The organism is Microbulbifer pacificus (genome assembly GCF_002959965.1).
Classification (GTDB): domain Bacteria; phylum Pseudomonadota; class Gammaproteobacteria; order Pseudomonadales; family Cellvibrionaceae; genus Microbulbifer; species Microbulbifer pacificus_A.
Map to the genome: position 1 here is coordinate 2,352,685 of NZ_PREV01000026.1, position 23,140 is coordinate 2,375,824.

A 23,140-nucleotide genomic window follows, 5' to 3' on the forward strand; every position below is an offset into this window, starting at 1 on the left:
AAGTGCGTGGCTGGAGCACATTGCTACCGCCAGACTGGCAGCTGCAAATCCCGCTTTTTTTAAAAATAGATTTTTCATCGCTAGGTTCCGCTGTGAAATTTCGTCGCGTGCGTAGACACGTCTTTAATAATTTTCAGAATGACTGGATGGTAAATATTCGCTGTGTCTGCTGTCTATAGATTGAAATCGTTTTCAATATTTTCATTTTCGCCGCTGTAACTGGAAGAAAAAATATTCCCGCGTTCGGACTGCAAACGAAAAAATCCCCGCAGCCATAGGTGCGGGGAAAGGCGAAGATGACTCGAGAGAGTCTGACATGCACAAGGTGAACACAAGATCCGCGCTATGCGGCCATCGGCTTCTCCGACGGGCAGTGTTTTTGGATAAAGGAGTCATGATCCGGCAGTTGCTGGATGAAATCCTCCAGCGCCTTCCGGTAGTTGAACAGGTGGGCTCGGGTAGTCGTATAGTTGAAATTGTTGATCAGCGGCGAATAGGAATCCGGCCGCAGGCCCATGCCTTCGCATACGGAGCGCCAGCTTACGGGTGCAAACAGCGCATCCATGGATTCAGGTAACCCGCCCTGAGCCCGAAAATATTCCAGCGTTTCGTTTAGAGAATCCGGTACCGTCATGTTCCTGCACCAGCGCCAGAAGGACGTGTCTTCGCGCTGGGTAAGGCAGTAGTGCAGTACGATAAAGTCGCGGATTTCCCGGTAATCCATCGCCATGCGGCGATTGAATTCCCGAGCCAGTACCGGGTTGCAATTCCGTTCGGGAAAGTGCCGCATAAAATGTACCATGCCGCGGGCGATCAGATGAATGGCTGTACTTTCCAGCGGCTCGATAAACCCGGAGGCGAGTCCCAGAGCCAGACAGTTGCCTTTCCAGATTTCCCGGCGCATGCCGGTCTGGAACGGAATCACCCGCGGTTGCGTGATCGGTTTACCTTCCAGTTGCTGCATCAGGGTGGCAACCGCCTCGTCATCGCTACAGTATTCGCTGGCGTACACATAACCGTTACCCGTGCGGTGCTGCAGGGGGATTTTCCAGCTCCAGCCTGCGGGCTGAGCCGTGGCGCGGGTATAGGGAGGTGGCGGTGCGCTATTCTCCGTCTGTACGGCAATGGCGCGGTCGCAGGGGAGATAATGGGACCAGTCTTCGTAACCGGCCTGCAGTGTCTGCTCAATCAGCAGCCCGCGAAAGCCGGAGCAGTCGATAAAGAAGTCACCGCCGACATTCCGGCCATCCTGCAGGGTTACCGCGCGGATATCACCGCTGTTTTCCTGCTGAACTTCGACAACCCGGCCTTCGGTGCGGAGCACTCCGCGTTGCTCCGCGTAGTTTCGCAGGTAGCGCGCGACGAGGCTGGCATCCAGGTGCAGTGCGTAGCGGGCTTCGGATACCGGTGTTTTGCTGGCACCCTGGGGCAGAAAAAACTTGTTGTGTTTGGCCATCACGGAACAGGCGGAGAACTCCTGCAATCCGAAATCATCCCCTTCGGCGCAGGACTTAAGCCAGTTCTGATAGAACACATACTCATCCATGTTTGCGCTGATGCTGCCGAAGGGGTGGAAGTATGATTCTCCGCGCAGTTTCCAGTCCGAGAACTGGATGCCGAGCTTGAAGCTCGCCTGGGTTTTCTGGATGAAATCTTTCTCGTCGATATTCAGTGAGTGCAGCAGTTCCAGAAACGGGGGAATGGTGGACTCCCCGACGCCGATGGTACCGATCTCTTCTGATTCCACCAGTTCAATGCTCAGTTCATCGCGGGAAAACTGATTGCACAGCACGGCGGCGGCTATCCAGCCGGCGGTGCCACCGCCGACGATGGTGATCTTCTTCAGGGGGTTCATGATGCCTCCTCCACTGCATGCTCTGCGGCACAATGCTCACGAATAAACCGGATGTGATCCGGCACACCTGCCACTGTGCCACGCAGCGTGGTGCGCATGGTTTCCAGGTGTTGCTGTATCTGCCGTTCGGGAAGTTGATCCACCCGCAGGTCGTACCGGCGGGGTAGTAAGTGAAAGCCGGCAAAAATGGCCAGCCAACTGGGCTGATGAAACATTTCCCAGCGGTAGTTGACGATATGGCCGCTGGCGAGAAACAGGTCCAGTTTGTGCTGAAGGGCGTCCGGCAATGGCATACTGCGGCAGTAGCGCCAGAAATCGCTGTCCTCCCGTGCGCTGGCCTTGTAATGCAGAATCAGAAAGTCCCGCACCCGCTCGTACTCCAGTGCGGTTGTCTGGTTGAATTCTTCGACTATGGCCGGCTGCCGCTCGAAATTGGTGACCAGTGTTTTTATTTTTTCAATTGCGGTCTCGATCAGCGCGATACTGGTGCTCTCCAGGGGCTCGAGAAAGCCGGCGGACAAGCCGATGGCGATGCAGTTTTTTTCCCAGGCCCGGGTGCGGCGCCCGGGGGTAAAGCGGATGCGTCGCGGCGTGCTTGTGAGTTCACCGGCAATATTGCCGCGCAATATTGCCTCTGCGCGCTCGTCATCCATATATTCGCTGGCGTATACATGGCCGTTCCCATCCCGGTGCTGCAACGGAATCCGCCACTGCCAGCCTGCGGACTGTGCGTTTACGCGGGTATAGGGGCGTGGCACCTCCGTGCTTTTGCTCTGCACAGCCAGTGCGGAGTCACACAGCAGCCACTGCTGCCAGGATTCATAGGGTACTCCCAGAGTGTCACCAATCAGCAGCGCACGAAATCCGGTACAGTCGATAAAAAGATCACCTTCGATGATCTTGCCGCATCGGGTACGCAGTGACGCAATCTCGCCATTTTCGTGTTGTGCGACGTGTTCAATGATGCCGTCCACATGGATAACACCTCTGGCAACAGAAAAGGTCTGCATCAACTCTGCAAACAATGTGGCATCAAAATGCAGTGCCCAGTCATAAACCCAAAGGGATGAAGGTGGATTGGGGGAAGGGAAGGTAAACTTGCCCGTTTCCGCCAGTGTGACTCCAAGGGAATATTCTCCGATCGGCGCGGCCTTGCCCTGCTGATACAGTTTCAGCCACAGCTGGTGAAAATCGATACTCTGGCCTTCGGTGCGAAGATCCTGCCCGTAAACACCGAATGGGTGAATAAAGGAGGAGCCGGGGCTGTGCCAGTCATTGAACTGGATACCCAGTTTGCAGGTTCCCTGAGTTGCGCGCAGTACGTCGGTATCGCGCATGCCCAGACTGCGATAAAAATTGCGGATGGTGGGAATTGTCGCTTCCCCCACGCCAATGGTGCCAATGGTGGAGGATTCCACCAGCGTGATATCCACCAGCGATCCGAAATGCTGCGACAATGCGGCCGCGGTCATCCAGCCGGCAGTGCCTCCCCCGGCAATCACGATGCGATTGTTTGGGTTGCCCATTACTGTTGAACTCTCATGGTTTCTTATTTTTTGTGACGCTTTCTATGAAGCGCTTCAGAGACGCGGGCTGGATGCCAGCCCGCGTCGGTACTTCTAGATCATTCCATTAAAACTTGGCGCGAATGCCCAGTGAGTAACGCGCCTCGTTGTCATAGATCAGTGCTTCCAGCTCCACACCGTCGGCAATGCGATAAACCTCACGCACGTCCTCGCTGGTCAGGTTGGAACCCTGCAGATACACCGTCACATTGTCCATGACATCGTAGGAGATGTTGGCATCCAGGTAGGTTTCCTCCGGCGCGTATTTGGCAAAGTTCAGCGGGCCGTAAGACTGGATAAAACGCTCGCTGCGATGGTTGAGTGCCATACGCGCCTGCCATTTGTCCTTCTGGTACCAGGTGATGAAGTTGAAGGTGTTCTCCGAGTTGTTGGCGAACGGATACTTCATGCCAGTCACGTCGGAGTGGTCCCCGGGTACTTCGCTGGGCGAATAGGTATAGTTTGCCTCGATACCAAAGTCGCGAACAATGTCCATTTCGGTCAGGTCGGAGAGTGCGAGCTTCGCACCCAGCTCGATCCCTTTCACTTCCCCACCTTCACCTACAACCGGGCCATTACCCTTAATGCTGTAGGTTTTGCCGTTGTACTCCACATCAATGGTGCTCTCCTGGGTCTCGATAAATGAATCGATCTCCACCAGATAGGCTCCCAGACTCAACATGCTCGCTTCACCGAAATAATATTCCGCGGAAATGTCGAAGTTGTTGGTAAGCCAGGGCTCAAGATTGATGTTGCCGGCGGAGTTCCAACCGCTGGGAATACGCTGTGTCGCATCGTTCGGGTCGGCCGCGGTAAAGATAGTGCGGCTGCTGCCGTAGTTGTCGAGATCCAGATCCTGTTTGTTTTTGGCCGCCGCGAAGCGCAGCATCACATCGTCGGTCACATTCCAGGCGAGGTTCAGTGATGGCAGCACATCGGTGCGGGTTTTGGTCTCGGTAATACGGCCGGTGTAGTAGTTTGAGCCTCCGTTGGTGCGCGTTACGCTGGTGGTCTCGTAAATCACCGCCTGGATTTCCGAGTCGATGACCTTGACCCCGAAGGTGCCGAATACGTTGCCGAATTCGAAATCCGACTTCACATAGCTGGTCAGTTCATTCAGTGTCAGATCGTAGCTGGTGCCGGGATTGACGATGGGTTTGATATCACCGAATACCCTGCGGTTCATGGCTTCAGCATCGTCGAGACTTTTCGGATCCACCGCCCAGAAGCCGGGAATTCCGTTGACGTTGTCACCGAGGTCTTCCACAAAGACGAGACCGAGGCCGTGATAGTCGAGGCCCTGCGGAGGCAGGACATAGTAGGGAACAAAGGAGCTGGCATCGTCCTCTGCGCCCACCAGACGTTCGCCAGCGGAGCACTCGGCACCGGTGCCACCACCGTCAAATTTCTGGTCGATGGAACGCCACTGTGCGTAACATCCCACTTCATTATTTGCCGCGGCCAGTTCCGGACTGGTCAGACGATTGTCGGAACCCACATAAAACTGCGCCCAGTAATCGTAGTTTTCCTTCTCCACCGTGCGGCGGCTCGGGCGCAGACCAAACTCTACGTCGGTCACGAACAGGTTTTCCGGTTTGAAATTCACCCGCAGATTGACCGCGTTCAGGTCAGACGCGATATTGCTGTTCTGCTCGAGCTGCAGGCCTTCCATGATCCAGCTGTCTTTGTTCGCCATATACTGGGCGAGCGTTTTTTCTCCGTTGGCATCGGTGAGACCACCGGCGATGGTCTGGTCGAAGCCGGCCAGAGAAACCTTGTAATCCCGGTAGGCCATGGTCAGGCGTGGGTCTTCGTTGTAACCCAGTGGATTCGGCAATACAAAGCGGCCGCCGTTTACGCCGACTTCATCCAGACGGTCGGGGTCGAGGGTGAGGTTGTAACGCTCGATGACATCGGCCGGATAAAAATGATTGTCGAGAGTCTGTACCGTGTCGCCGCGGAAGCTATTGATGCCACCCTGTGCGGTAGCAAAGACCTGGTCGTTTTTTGCGGAAGCGCTGATGGCGCGGAGGCTACCGCTCCAGGGGCCGCCGTTGTCCCAGTTCAATTCCACGTTGAAGTTGGTGGAGGCGGTATCGATTTTGCGATTTGAGGTGAGGGAGTAAATCCACAGTGGCTCCACATCGAACTCGTCGGCAACCACCCAGTTGCGGCCGTCGTCACCGGTGACCGAGTCGCTGATGGAGGTGGGTGCCGCGATCTGCGCACCGCTCCATCCGTTGGGATCGCTGTAACGCGGGTGCCACAGCGCCTGCTGCTCAGCACTGGTAGCGCCCTGGCCCTGCCAGCGGTTGGACAGGTTCAGACCGACGCGGCGCTGGTACTCAGTAGCTTCGGTGTGGAAACCTTCCACCACCAGGTCGAGGCCGTTACCCAGGTCGGCCTGAAGCGCCAGATTGATGCCATCGCGATTGCGCTCGTTCTCGGCGTTAAAGAATTCGTAACCGTGGTTGGTATTGACGGTCCAGTCTCCGGAAAATTCCGAGCCCGGCCCCATTTCCATTCCCAGTGGATCACCGACGTGCCCCACATAATCGTTGGCCAGATTCTTCTGTCCGGTCACGCCGGAAACCAACAGGCCGATATCGTCATTGCGCCAGTTCACCAGAGCATTGAACGTGCTGTCGGCTTCACCGCTGATTTCCCCGTAGGAAACGTCGTAGCCGCTGGCGGTGCTGAGCCCGTCTTCAAAATCCAGCGGGCGATAGGTACGGATATCAATGGTGCCTGTAATGCCGGATACGGCATTGGTCACATCCAGCGATTTGTAGACATTGGCGCTGCGCAGCAGCTGCGCGGGAACGTCGTTAAAATTCGGCTGTGCGCTGGCCAGATTGCCGGCGGCGAGAAACTGCTCACCATTGAGCATCACCGCGACCTGCTGCATACCGCGCACGCTCAGGCTACCCCCCTCACCGGCGGTGCGTTGAATCTGTACCCCGGTAATACGCTGCAGCGAGTCGGTGATGGTGGTGTCCGGCAGTTTGCCGATATCTTCCGCGGCAATACCGTCAACGATGGATTTGGCATCTCGCTTGGTATTGATGGCGGTTTGCTGGGACTGCTTGACCCCGTAAACCACCACTTCTTCCAATGACGCGTCGCCCAGCTGTTTTTCCTGGACCTGGGCCATGGCGGTTCCCGCGACGCTCATGAGCGCGTAGGAAGCGACCGCGGCGGCAAGGGTCTTCTTGCTAAAACGGTTGGAATTCTTCATGAATCTCCCCTGATCACCAAAATTGGTTACTTGTTATTGATCCCAAACAACGAAAGCCTGCACGTGACTAACCGGGCAAGCGCTTCACCCGTGGGGCGGGCGAATCCAGTGGTGAAAGGAGCGGTCGGCAGATTGGTGCGCGCAGGCCGGGGTGACATACGTTCTCGCTATAATGCCGGTTGTCTCTTTCTCTCATCTTTTTGCGGTGTTCCGATTGCTGGTTTTATTGTTTGCAATGGAATCACTTCATGCTTCGCAGGAGCGGTTTTTTAATTGGATGCTCCGCGTTTTCTTCAAATGTAATGAAGTCAAATTCCGAGCGTCAACGGAAAAACCATGAAAACAGGATGAAAACGTTTTCTCCAGCTGAAAACGTTTTCAGCCGGAAAACGTTTTCAATGGCCGCTGGAAATCGGTGAATTACCGCGGTGGTGCGCGCGAGTTGACAGGGGCAAGCAGGCTGCAAACTGGCGTGGAGAAAGAACGTGTCGTCTGGGATGGAGGGAATGACCGGGGAAAAATCGCGGTGGCAAATGCATCGATCAAATCGTGGCCGTGCGCGCTTGCTCTGCGGGAGCAGCCTCTACCCGCACAAACCAGGTTGCCACTGCGGCAATCGCAAACAGCAGGCCGGAAAGACCCAGAACATAGATTGCCTGACCGGCAAACAAGTGGTGTACCACCAGCGCCAGCAGACTGGATGCGAGGATCTGCGGAATCACGATGAACAGATTGAAAATACCTGCGTAAGTGCCCATTTTGTGCTGTGGCAGGGTGCAGGTGAGAATGGAGTAGGGAATGGCGAGAATCGATGCCCAGGCAAACCCCATCGCCACCATGGACACCAGCAGCCACTGCGGGTCGCGGATCCACAGGAAGGACAGCATGGCGCCGGCGCCGAGCAACAGGTTGGCAATGTGTGCACTGCGGATGCCGATGGCGCGGATCATCCATGGAATGGCGATAGCCGCCAGCGCGGCAAATCCGTTATAGGTCGCAAACAGGATGCCGACCCAGTTTGCGCCCTCGTTGTAATGTGCGGAATTCGTGTCGACGGCACCAAAGTGAAAGCTCGCTACGGCGGGGGTGCCATAGATCCAAAGTGAGAACAGCGCAAACCAGGTAAAAAACTGCACCACCGCGAGCTGGCGCATGGTGGTGGGCATTTCCAGAATGTCGTGCATGATCTGGTAGAGGCCGTTGTGGTATTTGCGACGCTGGTACATATTGGCTGCGAGCAGCTGGAACGCGCCATAGCCCATAACCCCCAATGTCAGAATCAGCAGTTTGCTGTCCAGCCCCAGTGTCAGTACGGCCAGGGTTGCGAGCAGACCGGAGCCGGAAAACAGCATTCCCTGCCGAACAAAGCGCGGTTGATTTTTGGCCGCGTTGTAGGTGTCCTGCCATTTCTCCCCGAGGCTGTGTTGCTCCCGCTGCAACTGCTGCGGGCTGTACTCGCGGCTGCAGACGCAGGTCCACAGTACGGTAAACAGCACAATCGCGGCGCCGATATAGAACGCGTAGGAAACGGAATCGGGAATGGCCTTGCCGGATGTGGTGTTGGTGACATCGAGCCAGTGGTTGAGTGTCCACGGCATGGCCGAGGCCACCACGGCACTCACGCCGATAAAAAAGCTCTGCATGGAGAAGCCACTGGAGCGTTGCTTTTCCGGCAGCATATCTCCTACCAGCGCCACGGATGGGCCGAGCATGACATTCAGCGATGCATCGAGAATCCACAGCATGGCGGCCGCCATCCACAGTTCGCTGGAATTGGGCATGATCAAAAGTGCTGTGGCCGCGGCAAACGCGCCGGCGATCAGAAACGGCCGGCGGCGGCCAAAGCGGTTCCAGGTATTATCACTGAGGTAGCCGACAATAGGCTGAATCAACAAACCGGTAATGGGAGCGGCAACCCAGAGAATGGGAATTTCTTCCACGCTGGCGCCCAGAGACTGGAAAATCCGACTAACGTTGGCGTTCTGTAATGCAAAGCAGAACTGGATGCCGGCAAAACCGAAGCACAGGCTCCAAATCTGCCAGAAATGCAGTTCTGGCAGCTTGGGCATTTCTGGTGCTGTCTGCTCACGAGGATTGTGCAGCATTTTATTGTTGTTCTTTTCCCATGACTCCCGCAGAGAGTATGGGGTGAAAACGTTTTTCGCAACCGGAAAGCATGTGCCCCCGGTCCCATTCCAGCACAAAATGGTTTTCCTTCTCTGTGAAAACGTATTCATGCGGTAAGGCGGTAGTTCTCATTCCAGCTTGCCGCTAGCATTGCTCCGTCGATCGACCACACATAAAACAAAAAACCGGATACCGGCGAGGCAGCGACCGCGCCTGGTGTCCCTGTGGAAGAGAGAAAACCCGAACATGGAATTTCCGCTGATTGGCGGCTCGCTGGTGGATACCGCGGTCGTCGCTGTGTATATCGTTTTTCTGATATCCGTTGCCTGGCTGGTGTCGCGCGAAAAAGGCGGGCGCCAGAAAAATACTCAGGATTATTTCCTCGCCGGCCACGGCTTGCCCTGGTGGGCCGTGGGTGCTTCGCTGATTGCGGCGAACATCTCCGCGGAACAGATTATCGGAATGTCTGGTTCCGGCTATGCCATCGGGCTGGCCATTGCCTCCTACGAATGGATGGCGGCCATCACCCTTATCATCGTGGGTAAGTATTTTCTGCCAGTGTTTATCTCCCGGCGTATTTACACCATGCCCCAGTTTCTGCAGCAGCGCTACGACCATCGGGTGAAGACCATTCTCGCGGTGTTCTGGCTCGGGGTGTATGTATTCGTCAATCTCACCGCCATTTTGTGGCTGGGGGCACTGACCATCCACACCATTGCCGGCGTGGAACTGGTTTACGGCATGGTGTTTCTTGTTGCGCTTGCCCTGGCCTATTCCCTCTACGGCGGACTCAAGGCGGTGGCGCTCACGGATGTCATCCAGGTGGTGCTGCTGATCTTCGGTGGACTGGTGTTGTCCTGGATTGCGCTGGATCTGATTGGTGAAGGTCGCGGGGTAGCCACCGGTTTCAACGTACTGCTGGAGCGGGCGCCGGAGAAGTTCGACATGATCCTGTCCCGCGACAACCCACACTACGCGAGCCTGCCGGGAATCTCCGTACTGGTGGGAGGCATGTGGGTGATGAACCTGTCGTACTGGGGGTTCAATCAGTACATCATCCAGCGCGCGCTGGCGGCGAAGGACTTGCGCGAAGGGCAAAAGGGAATCGTGTTTGCGGCCTACCTGAAACTGCTGATGCCGCTGATCGTGGTGCTGCCGGGAATAGCCGCGGTGGTACTGTTACCGGACCTGGCGCGGGCGGACCAGGCCTATCCGGCACTGATGAACCTGATGCCCGCCGGTCTCAAGGGGCTGATCTTCGCCGCCCTGATCGCCGCCATCGTTTCTTCCCTGGGATCCATGGTCAACAGTATTGCCACCATCTTCACCATGGACCTGTATGCGCATCGCCACCCAAGTCATAGCGAGGCCCACTATGTGACGATAGGGCGTATTGCCGGGCTTGTTGCTTTGCTGCTGGCGGCTGTGTGCGCACGCCCGCTGCTGGGCAATTTCGACCAGGCTTTCCAGTACATTCAGGAGTTCACCGGCTTCTTTACCCCCGGTATTGTGGTGCTCTGCCTTCTGGGTATTTTCTGGCCACTGGCGACGGCTAACGGTGCACTGGTGGCTGCGGTGTCCTCCGCGGCGCTGTCTTTGGTTCTGAAGTTCACCTGGCCCGAGCTGCCATTTATCGACCGGGTGGGATTGGTATTCCTGTGTTGCCTGGCGCTGGCGGTGATCACCTCGCTGTTGCAGTCTTCGGCGAAGGAAAATCCGGCGGCCCACACCCCGGCCCCTATAAAAGGAAGTGATGCCTCCTGGGAGGCAGGCTTCGCCACGGACCAGACGTTCAATCTCGCGGGACTCGGTGTCGTGCTGCTGCTGGTCGCGCTCTACGCCACCTGGTGGTAATACGCATAATTGGAGCTGGCCGGGTCTTTGAGCACTGCACTCGCTAGCCACACCGTCAGGGGGGCAGGCTCCTATTGCCTGCCTCCTTTCTGCCTGCCTCCTTCGTCCTTTCGCTCCCCCTTCCTGGTGCTGTGTTACCCAGCAGCGAATTGCGGAAGCAGGGGAGAACCCGGAGGAACCTCTCAGTCACAACGTGTCTTGCCGGTCATTCCTGTGTGCCCGAGCCATGGACCCACTTTTTTCCGGCGCTGCACCTTTCCGGGTGGCCCTGTGCGCTTTCTCGGTGCAAAATTGCGACATCATCATAACTAATTGATATTTAAGTAATTTTTCGTTCCCGCTTTATGGGGTTCAAGGTGGGATAGTTCATTTTTAGCCGTTTCGGCAAGGTGGGACGACTCATATTGTGGCGCGGCGGGAGTATAGCGTCGCGCCAGATCGGGTTATCCTTGCGTGGTCTCGAGGTCCCCGATCCCGGCGAATCCAATAACGAAAATGACGTGACGATGGGGGAGACAACTCCATGAACAGAATGACCGGATTCAAGAAGAATTCCATCGCGGTGGCCATCGCCACCCTGGCCGGCGTCAGCGGCGCGGCCTATGCACAGAGCGAACAGGATGCAGCACTGGAAGAAGTGGTAGTGCTGGGCATCCGCGGCAGTCTCGAAAGGTCGATGGATATCAAGCGCGACGCCCAGGGCGTAGTTGATGCGATTTCTGCGGAAGATATCGGCAAATTCCCTGATACCAATCTCGCAGAGTCCCTGCAGCGTATTACGGGTGTATCTATCGACCGCCAGAACGGGGAAGGCAGCCGGGTCACCGTGCGGGGCTTTGGTCCCGACTATAACGTGGTTACCCTGAACGGTCGTCAGATGCCTGCGGCCAACCTGGAAAACAGCGGCGCCTCAGCCTCCCGCTCTTTCGACTTCGCCAACCTGGCGGCCGAAAGCGTAAGCGGTGTAGAGGTATTCAAGACCGGTCGTGCCAACCAGCCCACTGGTGGCATCGGCTCCGTGATCAATGTGAAGACTATTCGCCCGCTGGAGCAGGCAGATACTGTTTTCAGTGTGAGTGCTAAGTCCTTGCACGATACCTCAAGTGAAGAGGGCGACAGCCTGACTCCCGAGGTGTCCGGTATATACAGTGGCAAGTTTGCTGACGATACCATCGGTGTAGCTTTTGCCGGCTCTTTCTCCGAGCGTCACTCTGGCCAAGCGGGCTCTGAAACCGGCTCGGGCTGGTACACCATTCCTGGTGGTCAAGGCGATTGGGGGTCCATTGCTCCTGATAACCCCAACTTTGAGAACGCACCGCAGGCCGGAGATATCTACTCCGTACCGCGTGGTATCGGTTTTAACTTTTCCGAGACCCAGCGTGAGCGCACTAACGCTATTCTGACTCTGCAGTGGGCGCCCTCTGACCAGTTTGAAGCCACGCTGGATTACGCCTACGCCGAGCAGGATGTAGAGCACCAATACCATGCGATGGGTGCTTGGTTTAACGGTGTGCCCGTATCCGGCTCCTTTACCAGAGGTTCCGGTAACGGCAGCGTAGTGTCCCCTATTGTTTATACCGATGCTACTGGCGCTGATGTCACCTTCAACGCTGGCGATTGGGGTACCGTTAACAAGAATGACTCCATCGGCCTGAATCTGGTCTGGAACCCCCGTGAAGATCTGACTCTTGCATTCGATTACCACAACTCCAGCGCTGAAAATGGAGCCAAGGATGATCGAGGCACTAACAACAATATCGCCGGGGTACAGTTCAATCGTGCCGCGACGACAGTGAATTACGGCTACGACTTACCCGCTGTGGATTTTACATTCATTGATGGGCAGGGCTTCGATCCGTCGCAGATGCTGGTCTCCGGTAATGTTTTCAACAATAGCTTTATGGAGCACGATATTGAGCAGGCGCGCTTTGACGGCACCTTTGATATCGACGAAAGCTTAGTGAAGAGTATCGATTTCGGTATTGGCCGTAGCGAGTCCACTAACCGCTCCGCATTTGCCAACGTCCAGAACGAGACCTGGGGTGGTTTGGGGACCGCGGCGGACTACGATGACAGCCTGTTTGTGCAGAAGAGCATGGCGGACGCACTGCACGACTTCGATAGCGCTAGCAGCTCGGATATGACTCCGTACTACTATGCCGCTGATTTCGATGGTATGCGCTCGGCTGTTGCCACTTGGATTGAGGCCAATGGCGATACCCTGCCAGTTGCGTGGAACAGCCCGTGTGGCCCCTGGCTGTGCGCGAGCAATGATTTCACTACAGACCGCACCGCTGTTGAGAAACAGCAGTATGCGTACACCCAGGTTAATCTCGCATGGGATGAAGTAGCCATGCCGGTGCGCGTGGCGATGGGTTTGCGCTATGAAGACACCGATGTGGACGCTATGGCAAAAGTGCCACAGTACGACTCCATTATTTGGGCGGCCGACAACGAATTCATTGCACAGTCTAGCGGTGTTGGTTTCAGCAGCCAGCAAGGGAGTTATGCGAACTGGTTGCCGAATATCGATGCCGATATCCAGGTGATGGACGACCTTGTTGTGCGTGGTTCCGTAAGCAAGACCATTACACGCCCAGGTTACGGCGATATCCAGGGTGGCCAGACAATTGACTCACGCCTGCGGCTTCAGGGTGGTACTGCTGCGCGCGGTAACCCGGATCTGGATCCGTTTGAATCGCTCAATTACGATCTCTCCACCGAGTGGTATTACGGCGAAGCCAGCTATGTATCTGCCGGTTACTATCGCAAGAGTGTGAAGAACTTTATTGGTCAGGAATCTTTTGAAGAGACACCGTTTAATCTCGCGCACCCGGGAACTGGTGAGCGTTATGACGAGGCAGTAGCAACGCTGGGTACGGATGACTCCGCGGCTGTTCGTGCGTATATGGAAGCAAAATACGGCGCGCCGGTTGTTGGCGATCCAGACAGCGATGAGGCCGCGGTGTTCAGTGTGTTGACTCCGGTGAATGCACGCAGGGCTGAAATCGATGGCTTCGAGTTCGCGGTACAGCATATGTTCGGCGACTCCGGCTTTGGTGGACAGTTTAACGTGACCACTGTGAACGGCGACATTGCATATGACAACTTCAATACCAATAAAGGTGATGGCGTTGAAAACCAGTTTGCGCTGCTTGGCCTGAGTGACTCCATGAACGTTGTGGGTTTTTACGACATGAATGGAATTCAGGCACGTATCGCTTACAACTGGCGTGATGATTTTCTGGTTAGTACATTCGATGGCGCTGGTGAGCGCAACCCGGTCTATGTCGCTGCCTACGGCCAGTGGGATGCCAGCGCAAGTTATGATGTACGGGATGACCTGACAGTGTTTTTTGAAGGGATCAACCTGACCAATGAAACCAAGCGCTTGTATGGCCGTCATGAAAATATGATGATCGGCGCGTTCCAAACTGGTGCTCGGTATAATCTGGGTGTGCGTTACAGCTTCTAAGGCTGTAGTCAGGAGTGGCAGCGCATTGCCACTCACGTCTCGCAGGATGCAAAGGGCGTGAGCAATCACGCCCTTTGTTATTTTGATAAACCTTGAATTTAGGGGTTCGCAATGCAACAGGCACCGTTATCCATTTTAATTTTGGGCGGCGGGGCTGCGGGGTGGCTTACCGCTGCGGTAATTGCTGCAGAGCACGGTCGCGCTCAGGGCGGGCAGTGTGAAATCGCTCTGGTTGAATCGCCGGATATTCCTACGATTGGCGTTGGAGAGGGCACTTGGCCGTCCATGCGGGAAACATTGCGGCGTATCGGTCTGAGTGAACATCGTCTGTTTAATGAATGCGAGGCCTCGTTCAAACAGGGGTCACTTTTTTCCGCTTGGCGTACTGCGGATCCCAAAGATAGCTATTACCATCCCTTCTCTCTTCCTCATGGCTATTTCGAGCAGGACCTTGCTTACTTTGCCAGCGAAAACTATGCCTATGCGGTGACTCCTCAGGCTGCTATCAGTGACATGTATCTGGCACCTAAACAATTGGCTACACCGGAGTATGCCGGGGTACTTAATTACGGCTACCACTTTGATGCGGTCAAATTTGGGATTTTGTTGCGTGATCATTGCACCCGCACTCTTGGCGTCCACCATATAAGTTCCCGCATAGCTTCCATTGAAGGCAATGGCGGGAGGGTGACGGCGCTAGTGAGTGAGTCGGAAGAGCGTCTGACGGCTGACCTGTTTGTGGATTGCTCTGGGAGCGCGGCGATGATCATCGGCGATTTTCTGAAGGTGCCGTGGATTGATCGTTCGGATGTATTATTTAACGACCGAGCCCTCGCAGTACAAATTCCACATCCGTCTCCCGACGCCCCTATTGCCTCGGTTACGCGATCCACCGCACGTAGCAATGGTTGGATCTGGGATATCGGGTTGCCTTCTCGCCGAGGTATGGGATACGTCTATTCCAGTCAATTTATCAGTGCATCGGAGGTTGAAGCTGACTTCCGTCAGTTCCTTACATCCAGTGGAGCTGTGGATACAAATGTTCAGCTAAATTTCCGTGAACTTCAGTTCGCACCTGGTTATCGCTCTGCTATGTGGCAGGGGAATTGCGTCGCTGTGGGAATGGCGGCGGGATTTATCGAACCACTTGAGGCATCGGCGCTGGCCTTGATTGAGCAGGGGGCGGGGCTGATTCGTGATTTTCTTCCTGCTAACTCAGGACAGATGACGATCGCCGAAAAACGCTTTAACAAACAGATGCTTGCGCACTGGGAAAGCATTATCGATTTTCTCAAGTTGCATTACGTTCTGTCACAGCGTACGGATTCTGAATATTGGTTGGCTCACCGGCGCGAGGAGTCAAGTACGGACTCGTTATTGGAAAATCTGACAATCTGGCGGCACAGGGCACCTGCGAAGCAGGATTTTCCGCAGGCGTTGCCGCTGTTTCCGCCAGCCAGCTATCGCTTCGTACTACATGGCATGGGGTATGCCTGTGATTTAGCGCGGGCACCGCGAAAAGATAGAGACAAAGTCCGCTCGAAAATACTGTTGGATGAAGTGCAAAAGCAACTTGCAAGCTACCGTCTGGGATTGCCGGAAAACAGAGTGCTGTTGCGACAATTGACGTCCCGCAATCGGACTGGAGTTCAAACTTCATGATATATCCGGAGTTTATTCCTCCTGTAGAGAGCTGTGACGGTATTGCGAACGAGGAAATTGCCGATCATATTGCCGGTAGATCCACTCCCTTACTGATTAAAGGTGGAGTTTCCCTCTGGCCAATGGTGGCGGCCGCTAATTCCGGTAATCTTTCTGACTATTTGGCGCAGTATGATCAGGCGCAGCCAGTTATGCTATTTCGCGCTCCGGCGGAGGCGCAGGGGCGTATTTTTTACAATGACACCCTAACGGGATTCAACTTCCAGCGTGCCTCGGGAAATTTACTGGAAACGCTTCGTGAGCTGGAATCTACTGAAGGAAGTACCGCATGCTGCTATGTGGGCTCGACGCCAGTTGATCACCATTTACCGGGTTTGCGTACGAAAAACGATATACCTTTGGGCCAAAACCAGCCGCTGGTTTCCATATGGTTCGGAAACCGTACCCGTGTAGCCGCGCATTTTGACTTACCGGAAAACCTCGCCTGCGTAGTCGCAGGGCGACGTCGTTTTACTTTGTTCCCCCCAGAGCAGGTGGCGAATCTGTATCCCGGGCCTCTGGACTTTAACCCTGCAGGGCAGACCATTAGCATGGTCGACTTCTTCGCGCCGGATTACGACCGTTTTCCGCGCTATCGCGATGCACTGGGTGCAGCGCAGGTTGCGGAAATGGAGCCGGGTGATGTGTTATACGTTCCCAGTATGTGGTGGCATCAGGTCGAGGGTCTGGATGACCTCAATGTGTTGGTGAACTATTGGTGGCGCTCGACTCCGGTCTGGACAGGCCTACCTCAGGATGCGTTGATGCACGCACTGCTTTCGATTGGCAGCCTACCCGAGTCTCAACGCAGGGCCTGGTCCGGGTTGTTTGAGCATTTTGTAGTCAGGCGCGAAGACGCCGTCAGTCATATTCCCGATCATATACGTGGCTTGTTGGGTGACCTGAACCGAGAGTCCTCCGCACGCCTCAAGAAATTTCTCATAGATAAATTACAGCGAACGCCATAAACCTTGAGATGGGCGGCGAATAAAGAGAGAAACGCATGAGCGAAAGCATTAAAAAAGTCGTGATTGCCGGAGGTGGAACTGCGGGCTGGATGGCCGCGGCGGCACTCTCCAAGTTGATGGGTTCACAGCTGGAAATTACTCTGGTGGAGTCCGAATCGATAGGAACTATTGGCGTCGGCGAGGCCACCATTCCGACCCTGGTGTTTTTTCACCGACTGCTGGGTATTGATGAGGCAGAATTCCTGCGCGAGACACAGGGAACCTATAAATTAGGTATCCGGTTCGAAAACTGGCGGGACGTTGGGAAAGACTATACTCACGCATTTGGCGTCACCGGCAAAGACTGCTGGGCATGTGGTTTTCAGCATTTCTGGTTGCGCGGCAGGAAAATGGGAATTGCTGGCGACTTTGGTGAGTACTGCCTGGAACGTCGTGCCGCAGAAGAGCACAAGTTCACCCATTTGCCAAAGATAGGACTCAATTATGCTTTTCATCTGGATGCGAGCCGCTATGCGGCCTATTTACGTAAATTCAGTGAAAAATTTGGCGTTAAGCGGGTGGAGGGCAAGATCGACCTGGTGCAGCTGCATCCGGAGAATGGATTTATCCGCGGGTTGAAACTGGACTCCGGGCAGGTGATCGATGGAGATTTCTTTATCGACTGCACGGGGATGCGGGCAATGTTGATTGAGAAGGCTCTGCACACCGGCTTTGAGTCCTGGTCGCATTGGCTGCCTTGCGATAGTGCGGTAGCAGTACAGACTGAAGCGGTGGAGGAACCCGTTCCGTTTACGCGATCTATTGCCCGGGAAAGCGCATGGCAATGGCGCATTCCGCTGCAGACGCGGGTGGGCAATGGGCTGGTTTATGCCAGCAGCTATCAGAGCGATGAATCAGCTTGCGAACAGTTACTTGAAAATGTCGAAGGCAATACTCTGATAGAGCCAAGGTTAATCAAATTTCAGACTGGCCGTCGCCGTAAGCAGTGGCACAAGAACTGTCTCGCGGTAGGCCTGTCGAGCGGATTCCTTGAGCCGCTGGAGTCTACCAGTATTCACCTGATTCAGCAGAATATAGTGCGTTTTTTACGCTTCTTCCCTCAAAGCGAAATTCATCAGTGTGAGGTAGATGAGTTCAACCGGCAGTGTGAATTTGATATGGATAGAATCCGCGACTTCATTATTCTGCATTACAAAGTGACCGACCGATCCGATACGGAATTCTGGCGGCACTGCAGCCAGATGGAAGTGCCGGATTCCCTTGCGGCGAAAATCGACATGTTCCGTGAGACCGGACATGTTTTTCGCGAAGCCAATGAACTTTTTGTGGATTCATGGCAGCAAGTGATGCTCGGGCAGGGTTTGGAACCCGAGCGTTATCACCCGTTGGTGGACAGTATGTCGGAGCATGAGTTAACGGAGTTTCTTCAGCATATTCGTACCAATGTGGATAACACCGTAGCTAAATTACATGGGCACAATGAGTATCTGAAAGGGTACCTGTCTGGCGCTATCGTTCCGCCACGTTGAACTAAACTGCATCCTCAATCAATAAGGCGCCAATCGTGACGCCGACAGCAACGCAGGTGGCTCACATAGGAAAATATTTCAAAGTGGGACGACGGAGTAAATCCAAAGATATAGCGTCTACCTTGCCATAACCAAAAACGTGGTGACGGCCTGTACATAGAGAACGTGTGCAGGTTCGGTTTTCCACGAAATTCTAATAATCAATAAATTTATAGCGAGGTGTGACTATGCGTGTAGTCCATTCGGGGCGACGCTCCTTTCTGTTGTTTCTGTTTTTTCCTGTCTGCTCGGCTTTAGCTCTGTCAACGGCGCAATCGGTGAGCGCGCAGACAAACAATCTAGCCACCGGAATGCCCGTCACCGCCAGCACCGCCGATCTTCCGGCCAGTAACGCCGTTGATGGCAACAGCGGCACACGCTGGGCATCCGCCGCGCAGACGGATCCTTCCTGGATCACCGTGGATCTCGGCCAGCCCTATGACCTGGATCAGGTGGAGATTTTCTGGGAAGCGGCCAATCCCGACACTTATGAAATCTGGGGGTCCAATAACGGTGTGGATTGGACCACACTCTCCACCCAAACTGGTGGCGTGTTCGGGCACCGCACCGATACCGTAACCGTGGACGGTATTTATCAGCAGGTGCGTATCCAGGGGATCAGCCGCAGCGCCGGTAACCAGTGGGGTTACTCCATCTGGGAACTGGGGGTGTTCGGCACTCCGGCCCATTGCGACAGCGGTTGCCTGGTGGAGCTTGATGCATCCACAGCACAGGCTCGCATGACCGGTGGCGATATCGTGGATGTGCATTATTCGGTGAACGGTGGAGGCCAGTTGAATGTGCGCATGACGCAAAATGGCAACAACTGGACTCACAATATTCCGAACCTGTCTCCCGGTGATGTGGTTACTGTCTATTTCACCAAGATCACCGGTGGGGTTGGCGAAACCACAGATCCCGTCCAGTTCACGTTCAGCGGGCAGGGCGGATCTTCGTCCTCCTCATCCTCTTCCTCATCATCGTCCTCCTCCTCCTCCTCCGGCGGGGGTTCCGGGAGCGGTTCCAGCAGCTCTTCCGGCGGCAGCTCGGGCAGCAGTTCCTCGTCCGGCGGTAATCCGGACCTCGGAAATATTGTGCCGCTCTACAACAGCGGTACGGCGTTGGAGCCCGCCATTACGTTTGAAACACCGACGGCGTTGGTAACCCGCTTTTCCGATCGCGCGCGGGACCGCCATGCCAAGGAAGATCATTTCCAGGCCTACGATCACTATCTGAGTTTTTATTGGGAAGACCGCACGGCTTCTATCGAAATCATCGATGAGGTAGCGAAGGGGGGCGATACGGTGCGGATGAATGTGCGCACCCAGTTCAAGCTGAGCGATACCGAGGCAGAAAACCGCTGGTTCTATCGCGGTGTGGGCACCGTGGCGGAGTATTGCGACAACGGCGTGATGACTGTGGTGGACAACTACAACTATTACAAAGAGCGCAGTTTCAACTGCCGCGAGAACCGTGCAATCCAGGTTGGCGACAAGTTGGAATTTGAAATCAGTCAGTTCCTCGATCCCAGCGTACCCAACGGTCGTGCGAATTACTACGGTACTACCTTCCTGTACATTGTTGGCGAGGGGCTGGTGCCATGGGACGTGGGTGGCAGTACGCCGTTTGGTGGCATAAAGGATTCCTACAAAATTGCGGAGAAGGCCTGGCTGGGCGGTGACACTACCATTCACGCGTCGACTTCCGGGGAGACGGACAATCACTTTCTGCAGATGGCGACGAATATCGGGTACGACAACGCGCAGCCGTTTATGCTCGGACGACGAGTGCTGCACAGCTCCGCCATCGACGGTGTGCACGATGAAAAGCCGCTGGAAAATCCCGCCTTCGCGCCCATGGTAAATCTGGCGGGGCCCCACTACATCAATACCAGTTGCGGCAGTTGCCATGAGCGCAATGGTCGTGCAGCGCCTGCACCGGTAGGCGAACCGCTGGAAAAGTGGACCTTCAAAGTGGCGGATGCCAGTGGTAATCCCGATCCGTATCTTGGTTCTGTGTTGCAGCCGAAAGCACGCAGCGGCGCGGCCAGTGAAGGAAGTGTTTCGATTGCCTACTGGAGCGAGCAGAATGGTTTGCGCTCACCAAATTATGCGTTTACCGGGGTAACGCCTGCACGTTTTTCCGCACGTATCGCGCCCAACCTTGTCGGCATCGGATTGCTGGAAGCAATTCCGGAATCTTCAATTGTCGCGCTAGCAGATGCCGGGGATAGCAATGGCGATGGCATTTCCGGTCGTGTGAATCGTGTGGTCGATCCGGAAACCGGAGAAACCCGTCTCGGCCGCTTTGGTTGGAAGGCGGGCACCGCCAGTGTCCGCCACCAACTGGCTCGTGCATTTAACACGGATATGGGCGTGATGACTTCCGTATTTCCCAACCCGGATTGCGGTGGCAGCCAGTCGGACTGCGGTGCAGCGGGTGCAGAACTTGCGGACAATCATCTGCGGGATCTGACCAAATATATTTCCCTGTTGGGCGTGCGTCCGCAGCGCAACTACGACGATGCGGCTGTGGTGAACGGTGAGCAGGTGTTTGCCAGTATCGGTTGTGCCGGTTGTCATACACCGACCATGCAAACCAGCGCGTACCACCCGCTGGCGGAACTGCGTAACCAGACCATTCACCCTTACACCGACCTGCTGTTACACGATATGGGGGCAGGCCTTGCGGATAATCTTGGAGAAGGCGAAGCCAGTGGTGCGGAGTGGCGTACACCACCGCTGTGGGGACTCGGGCTTTCCGCCTGTGTGACGGGTGGTGTGGAAAATCCGGTCGGTGGTCAGGGCAATGAAGTGTGCACACCTGTACACAGTTACCTGCACGACGGTCGCGCACGCAGCATTGAGGAAGCCATTTTGTGGCACGGCGGCGAAGGGCAGGCGGCGAAAAATGCCTATCAGTCTCTGCCGGCGGCGAGCAAGCAGAATCTGTTGCAGTTCCTCAACTCACTGTAACTGCATATATTCTTTCTATTCGGGGCGATATTTTTATCGCCCCTTTTTTTGCGTGAAAAGCGCCGGCCCACCTTGTCCCATACGGCAATGTGGGGCGACATTTTTCAGCAGGAGACGCTAAAAGAACCGTTCTCATGTGGGCAGCGCTGAATAGCTACTGTGCGGCTATAAGAAGCCGCGCTGCGTTTTTCAGTGGTGTCTTTGAGTGAGAGCGTGAAAACAATAAACAAAAATATGAGGATACAGCGATGTCCAGAATTCTGTTCAGATCTTCCGTTCTGGCAATGGCGGTTGCCGCAGGCGCCTGTGGCGGCGGTGGCAGCAGCAATGATGACGATGGCCAGGTCAATATTCCCAACGACCCACCCGTAAACGAGCGGCCGGAACAGTGCCTGGAAGATGCGCTGAACAGCGGTTACTGCCTGGTGTGGGCAGACGAATTTTCCGGCGATTCGATCGACAGCGAAAAATGGTCCCACGAAGTGAATTGCACCGGCGGTGGCAATAATGAGGCGCAGTGCTACACCGACGCCGCGGAGAACTCCTGGGTCGCCGACGACATGCTGTATATCAAGGCGATCCGCGAGGACGCTACAGGCCCGAATCTGGTGGACGATGATCCGAATTACGATCCGGACGATACCAGCGGCAGTGGTACTTACACCTCCGCGCGCCTGCGTACCAAAGGCATGGGAGACTGGAAATACGGCCGTTTTGAAATGCGCGCGAAACTGCCGCAGGGGCAGGGCAGCTGGCCAGCGTTCTGGATGTTGCCGAGTGAATGGGTGTACGGCGGCTGGCCACTCTCCGGTGAAATCGACATTCTTGAAGCCGTGAATCTGAAAGTGGCTGGCGAAGATCACATTCACGGCACCTTGCACTATGGGGATAACTGGCCCGGCAACAAATACACCGGCGAGGCCTACCAGATTCCCGGCGGCGCGAACCCGGCGGATGACTTCCACACTTACGCGGGGGAGTGGGAAGAGGGTGAAATCCGCTGGTATGTGGACGGTGACCACTACGCCACCCAGACCAAGGACGGCTGGTATACCACCGCCGCGCTGGACAACGCCTATGCGCCCTTTGATCAGAGCTTTCATCTGATTCTCAATCTGGCGGTGGGCGGAAACTGGCCGGCCAACGTCAACGCCGGAGGTATCGACGAAGCAGCCTTTCCGCAGGAATACGTGATCGATTATGTGCGCGTATACCAGTGCACGGAAGATTTCGAAACCGGCAAGGGCTGCGCCAGTACCGATGGGGAATTTGTGCACAATCCGGGCGTCGCGCCGCCCCAGGCACCGGACAGTGAGGGCGATGAACTGGCAGTGTTCGACGGCGAAGTCAAAGACCCCTACCAGTGGTACACCTGGACGGCATTTGGCACGGTGGACTTTCAGGTGGTGGATGCCGGTGGCGACTACGGCGAGGTGGGGCAGGTCACCTGGAATACCGACCAGGGCATCGGCTTCTTCCAGTCCGCCGCCAGCTATGACCTGAGCGATTACACCTACGTGGAATTTGACCTGCGGGTTCTGGAGGAACCGGATGATGCCGGTTCCGCGTCACTCACCTTCCGCGCGGACTGCGGCCATCCCTGTTCCTCCGGTGATTACCCGCTGGATATGCCCGCGGTAGATCAGTGGACCCACTTCCAGATCCCCATGATGGAGCTGGCGGAAATGGGGCTCAACACCGCGAGTGTGAATACGCCATTCGTCATTTCCCCCGCCTGGGACAACCAGAATGGAGCGGTATTGCAGGTGGATAATGTGAAACTCACCAAATAAATCTTGTTCAGACGTGTCCCA

11 protein-coding genes are annotated in these 23,140 nt (G+C 55.5%); 7 read left to right on the forward strand and 4 right to left on the reverse strand.

The features are described from left to right. Nucleotides 1-343: 343 nt before the first annotated feature. From C3938_RS10175 to C3938_RS10190, 4 genes are all read right to left on the reverse strand, one after another. Nucleotides 344-1,855, reverse strand: a complete 1,512-nt coding sequence (locus C3938_RS10175; protein ID WP_105103012.1) for a tryptophan halogenase family protein — start codon at nt 1,853-1,855, stop codon at nt 344-346. Continuing rightward, the gene (locus C3938_RS10180; RefSeq protein ID WP_105103013.1) at nt 1,852-3,381 is read right to left on the reverse strand and encodes a tryptophan halogenase family protein; all 1,530 of its coding nucleotides are present in this window, start codon (nt 3,379-3,381) and stop codon (nt 1,852-1,854) included. The genes C3938_RS10175 and C3938_RS10180 overlap by 4 nt, the downstream gene beginning before the upstream one ends. 106 nt (nt 3,382-3,487) lie before the next feature. Next, the gene (locus tag C3938_RS10185) at nt 3,488-6,658 is read right to left on the reverse strand and encodes a TonB-dependent receptor (protein WP_105103014.1); all 3,171 of its coding nucleotides are present in this window, start codon (nt 6,656-6,658) and stop codon (nt 3,488-3,490) included. 542 nt (nt 6,659-7,200) lie between these two features. Next, on the reverse strand, nt 7,201-8,763 hold the full coding sequence (locus C3938_RS10190; protein WP_233998758.1) for an MFS transporter: 1,563 nt from the start codon (nt 8,761-8,763) through the stop codon (nt 7,201-7,203). A 268-nt stretch (nt 8,764-9,031) separates the two neighbouring features. Here C3938_RS10190 and C3938_RS10195 point away from each other — a divergent pair, with 268 nt between their 5' ends. From C3938_RS10195 to C3938_RS18330, 7 genes are all read left to right on the forward strand, one after another. Continuing rightward, a complete protein-coding gene (locus C3938_RS10195; protein WP_199775529.1) occupies nt 9,032-10,639 on the forward strand; it encodes a sodium/sugar symporter in 1,608 nt (535 codons plus the stop codon). Between the two features lie 523 nt (nt 10,640-11,162). Continuing rightward, nucleotides 11,163-14,114, forward strand: coding sequence for a TonB-dependent receptor (locus tag C3938_RS10200; RefSeq protein WP_105103016.1), 2,952 nt, complete (start codon nt 11,163-11,165; stop codon nt 14,112-14,114). 111 nt (nt 14,115-14,225) lie between these two features. Beyond that, entirely contained in the window at nt 14,226-15,776 is a 1,551-nt protein-coding gene (locus tag C3938_RS10205; protein WP_105103017.1) for a tryptophan halogenase family protein, read from the forward strand. After that, entirely contained in the window at nt 15,773-16,783 is a 1,011-nt protein-coding gene (locus tag C3938_RS10210) for a cupin-like domain-containing protein (RefSeq protein WP_105103018.1), read from the forward strand. The genes C3938_RS10205 and C3938_RS10210 overlap by 4 nt, the downstream gene beginning before the upstream one ends. 35 nt (nt 16,784-16,818) lie before the next feature. Beyond that, nucleotides 16,819-18,312, forward strand: a complete 1,494-nt coding sequence (locus C3938_RS10215; protein ID WP_105103019.1) for a tryptophan halogenase family protein — start codon at nt 16,819-16,821, stop codon at nt 18,310-18,312. Between the two features lie 317 nt (nt 18,313-18,629). Further along, nucleotides 18,630-21,326, forward strand: a complete 2,697-nt coding sequence (locus C3938_RS10220; RefSeq protein ID WP_325027384.1) for a di-heme oxidoredictase family protein — start codon at nt 18,630-18,632, stop codon at nt 21,324-21,326. Between the two features lie 248 nt (nt 21,327-21,574). Next, nucleotides 21,575-23,119, forward strand: a complete 1,545-nt coding sequence (locus C3938_RS18330; protein ID WP_105103021.1) for a glycoside hydrolase family 16 protein — start codon at nt 21,575-21,577, stop codon at nt 23,117-23,119. Nucleotides 23,120-23,140: the final 21 nt, after the last annotated feature.

Excerpts from the sequence above, each read along its gene's own strand:
- C3938_RS18330 (WP_105103021.1), top strand. The coding sequence starts at position 21,575 with ATGTCCAGAATTCTGTTCAGATCTTCCGTTCTGGCAATGGCGGTTGCC.
- C3938_RS10175 (WP_105103012.1), bottom strand. The coding sequence starts at position 1,855 with ATGAACCCCCTGAAGAAGATCACCATCGTCGGCGGTGGCACCGCCGGC.
- C3938_RS10210 (WP_105103018.1), top strand. The coding sequence starts at position 15,773 with ATGATATATCCGGAGTTTATTCCTCCTGTAGAGAGCTGTGACGGTATT.
- C3938_RS10180 (WP_105103013.1), bottom strand. The coding sequence starts at position 3,381 with ATGGGCAACCCAAACAATCGCATCGTGATTGCCGGGGGAGGCACTGCC.
- C3938_RS10190 (WP_233998758.1), bottom strand. The coding sequence starts at position 8,763 with ATGCTGCACAATCCTCGTGAGCAGACAGCACCAGAAATGCCCAAGCTG.
- C3938_RS10200 (WP_105103016.1), top strand. The coding sequence starts at position 11,163 with ATGAACAGAATGACCGGATTCAAGAAGAATTCCATCGCGGTGGCCATC.
- C3938_RS10215 (WP_105103019.1), top strand. The coding sequence starts at position 16,819 with ATGAGCGAAAGCATTAAAAAAGTCGTGATTGCCGGAGGTGGAACTGCG.
- C3938_RS10195 (WP_199775529.1), top strand. The coding sequence starts at position 9,032 with ATGGAATTTCCGCTGATTGGCGGCTCGCTGGTGGATACCGCGGTCGTC.
- C3938_RS10205 (WP_105103017.1), top strand. The coding sequence starts at position 14,226 with ATGCAACAGGCACCGTTATCCATTTTAATTTTGGGCGGCGGGGCTGCG.
- C3938_RS10185 (WP_105103014.1), bottom strand. The coding sequence starts at position 6,658 with ATGAAGAATTCCAACCGTTTTAGCAAGAAGACCCTTGCCGCCGCGGTC.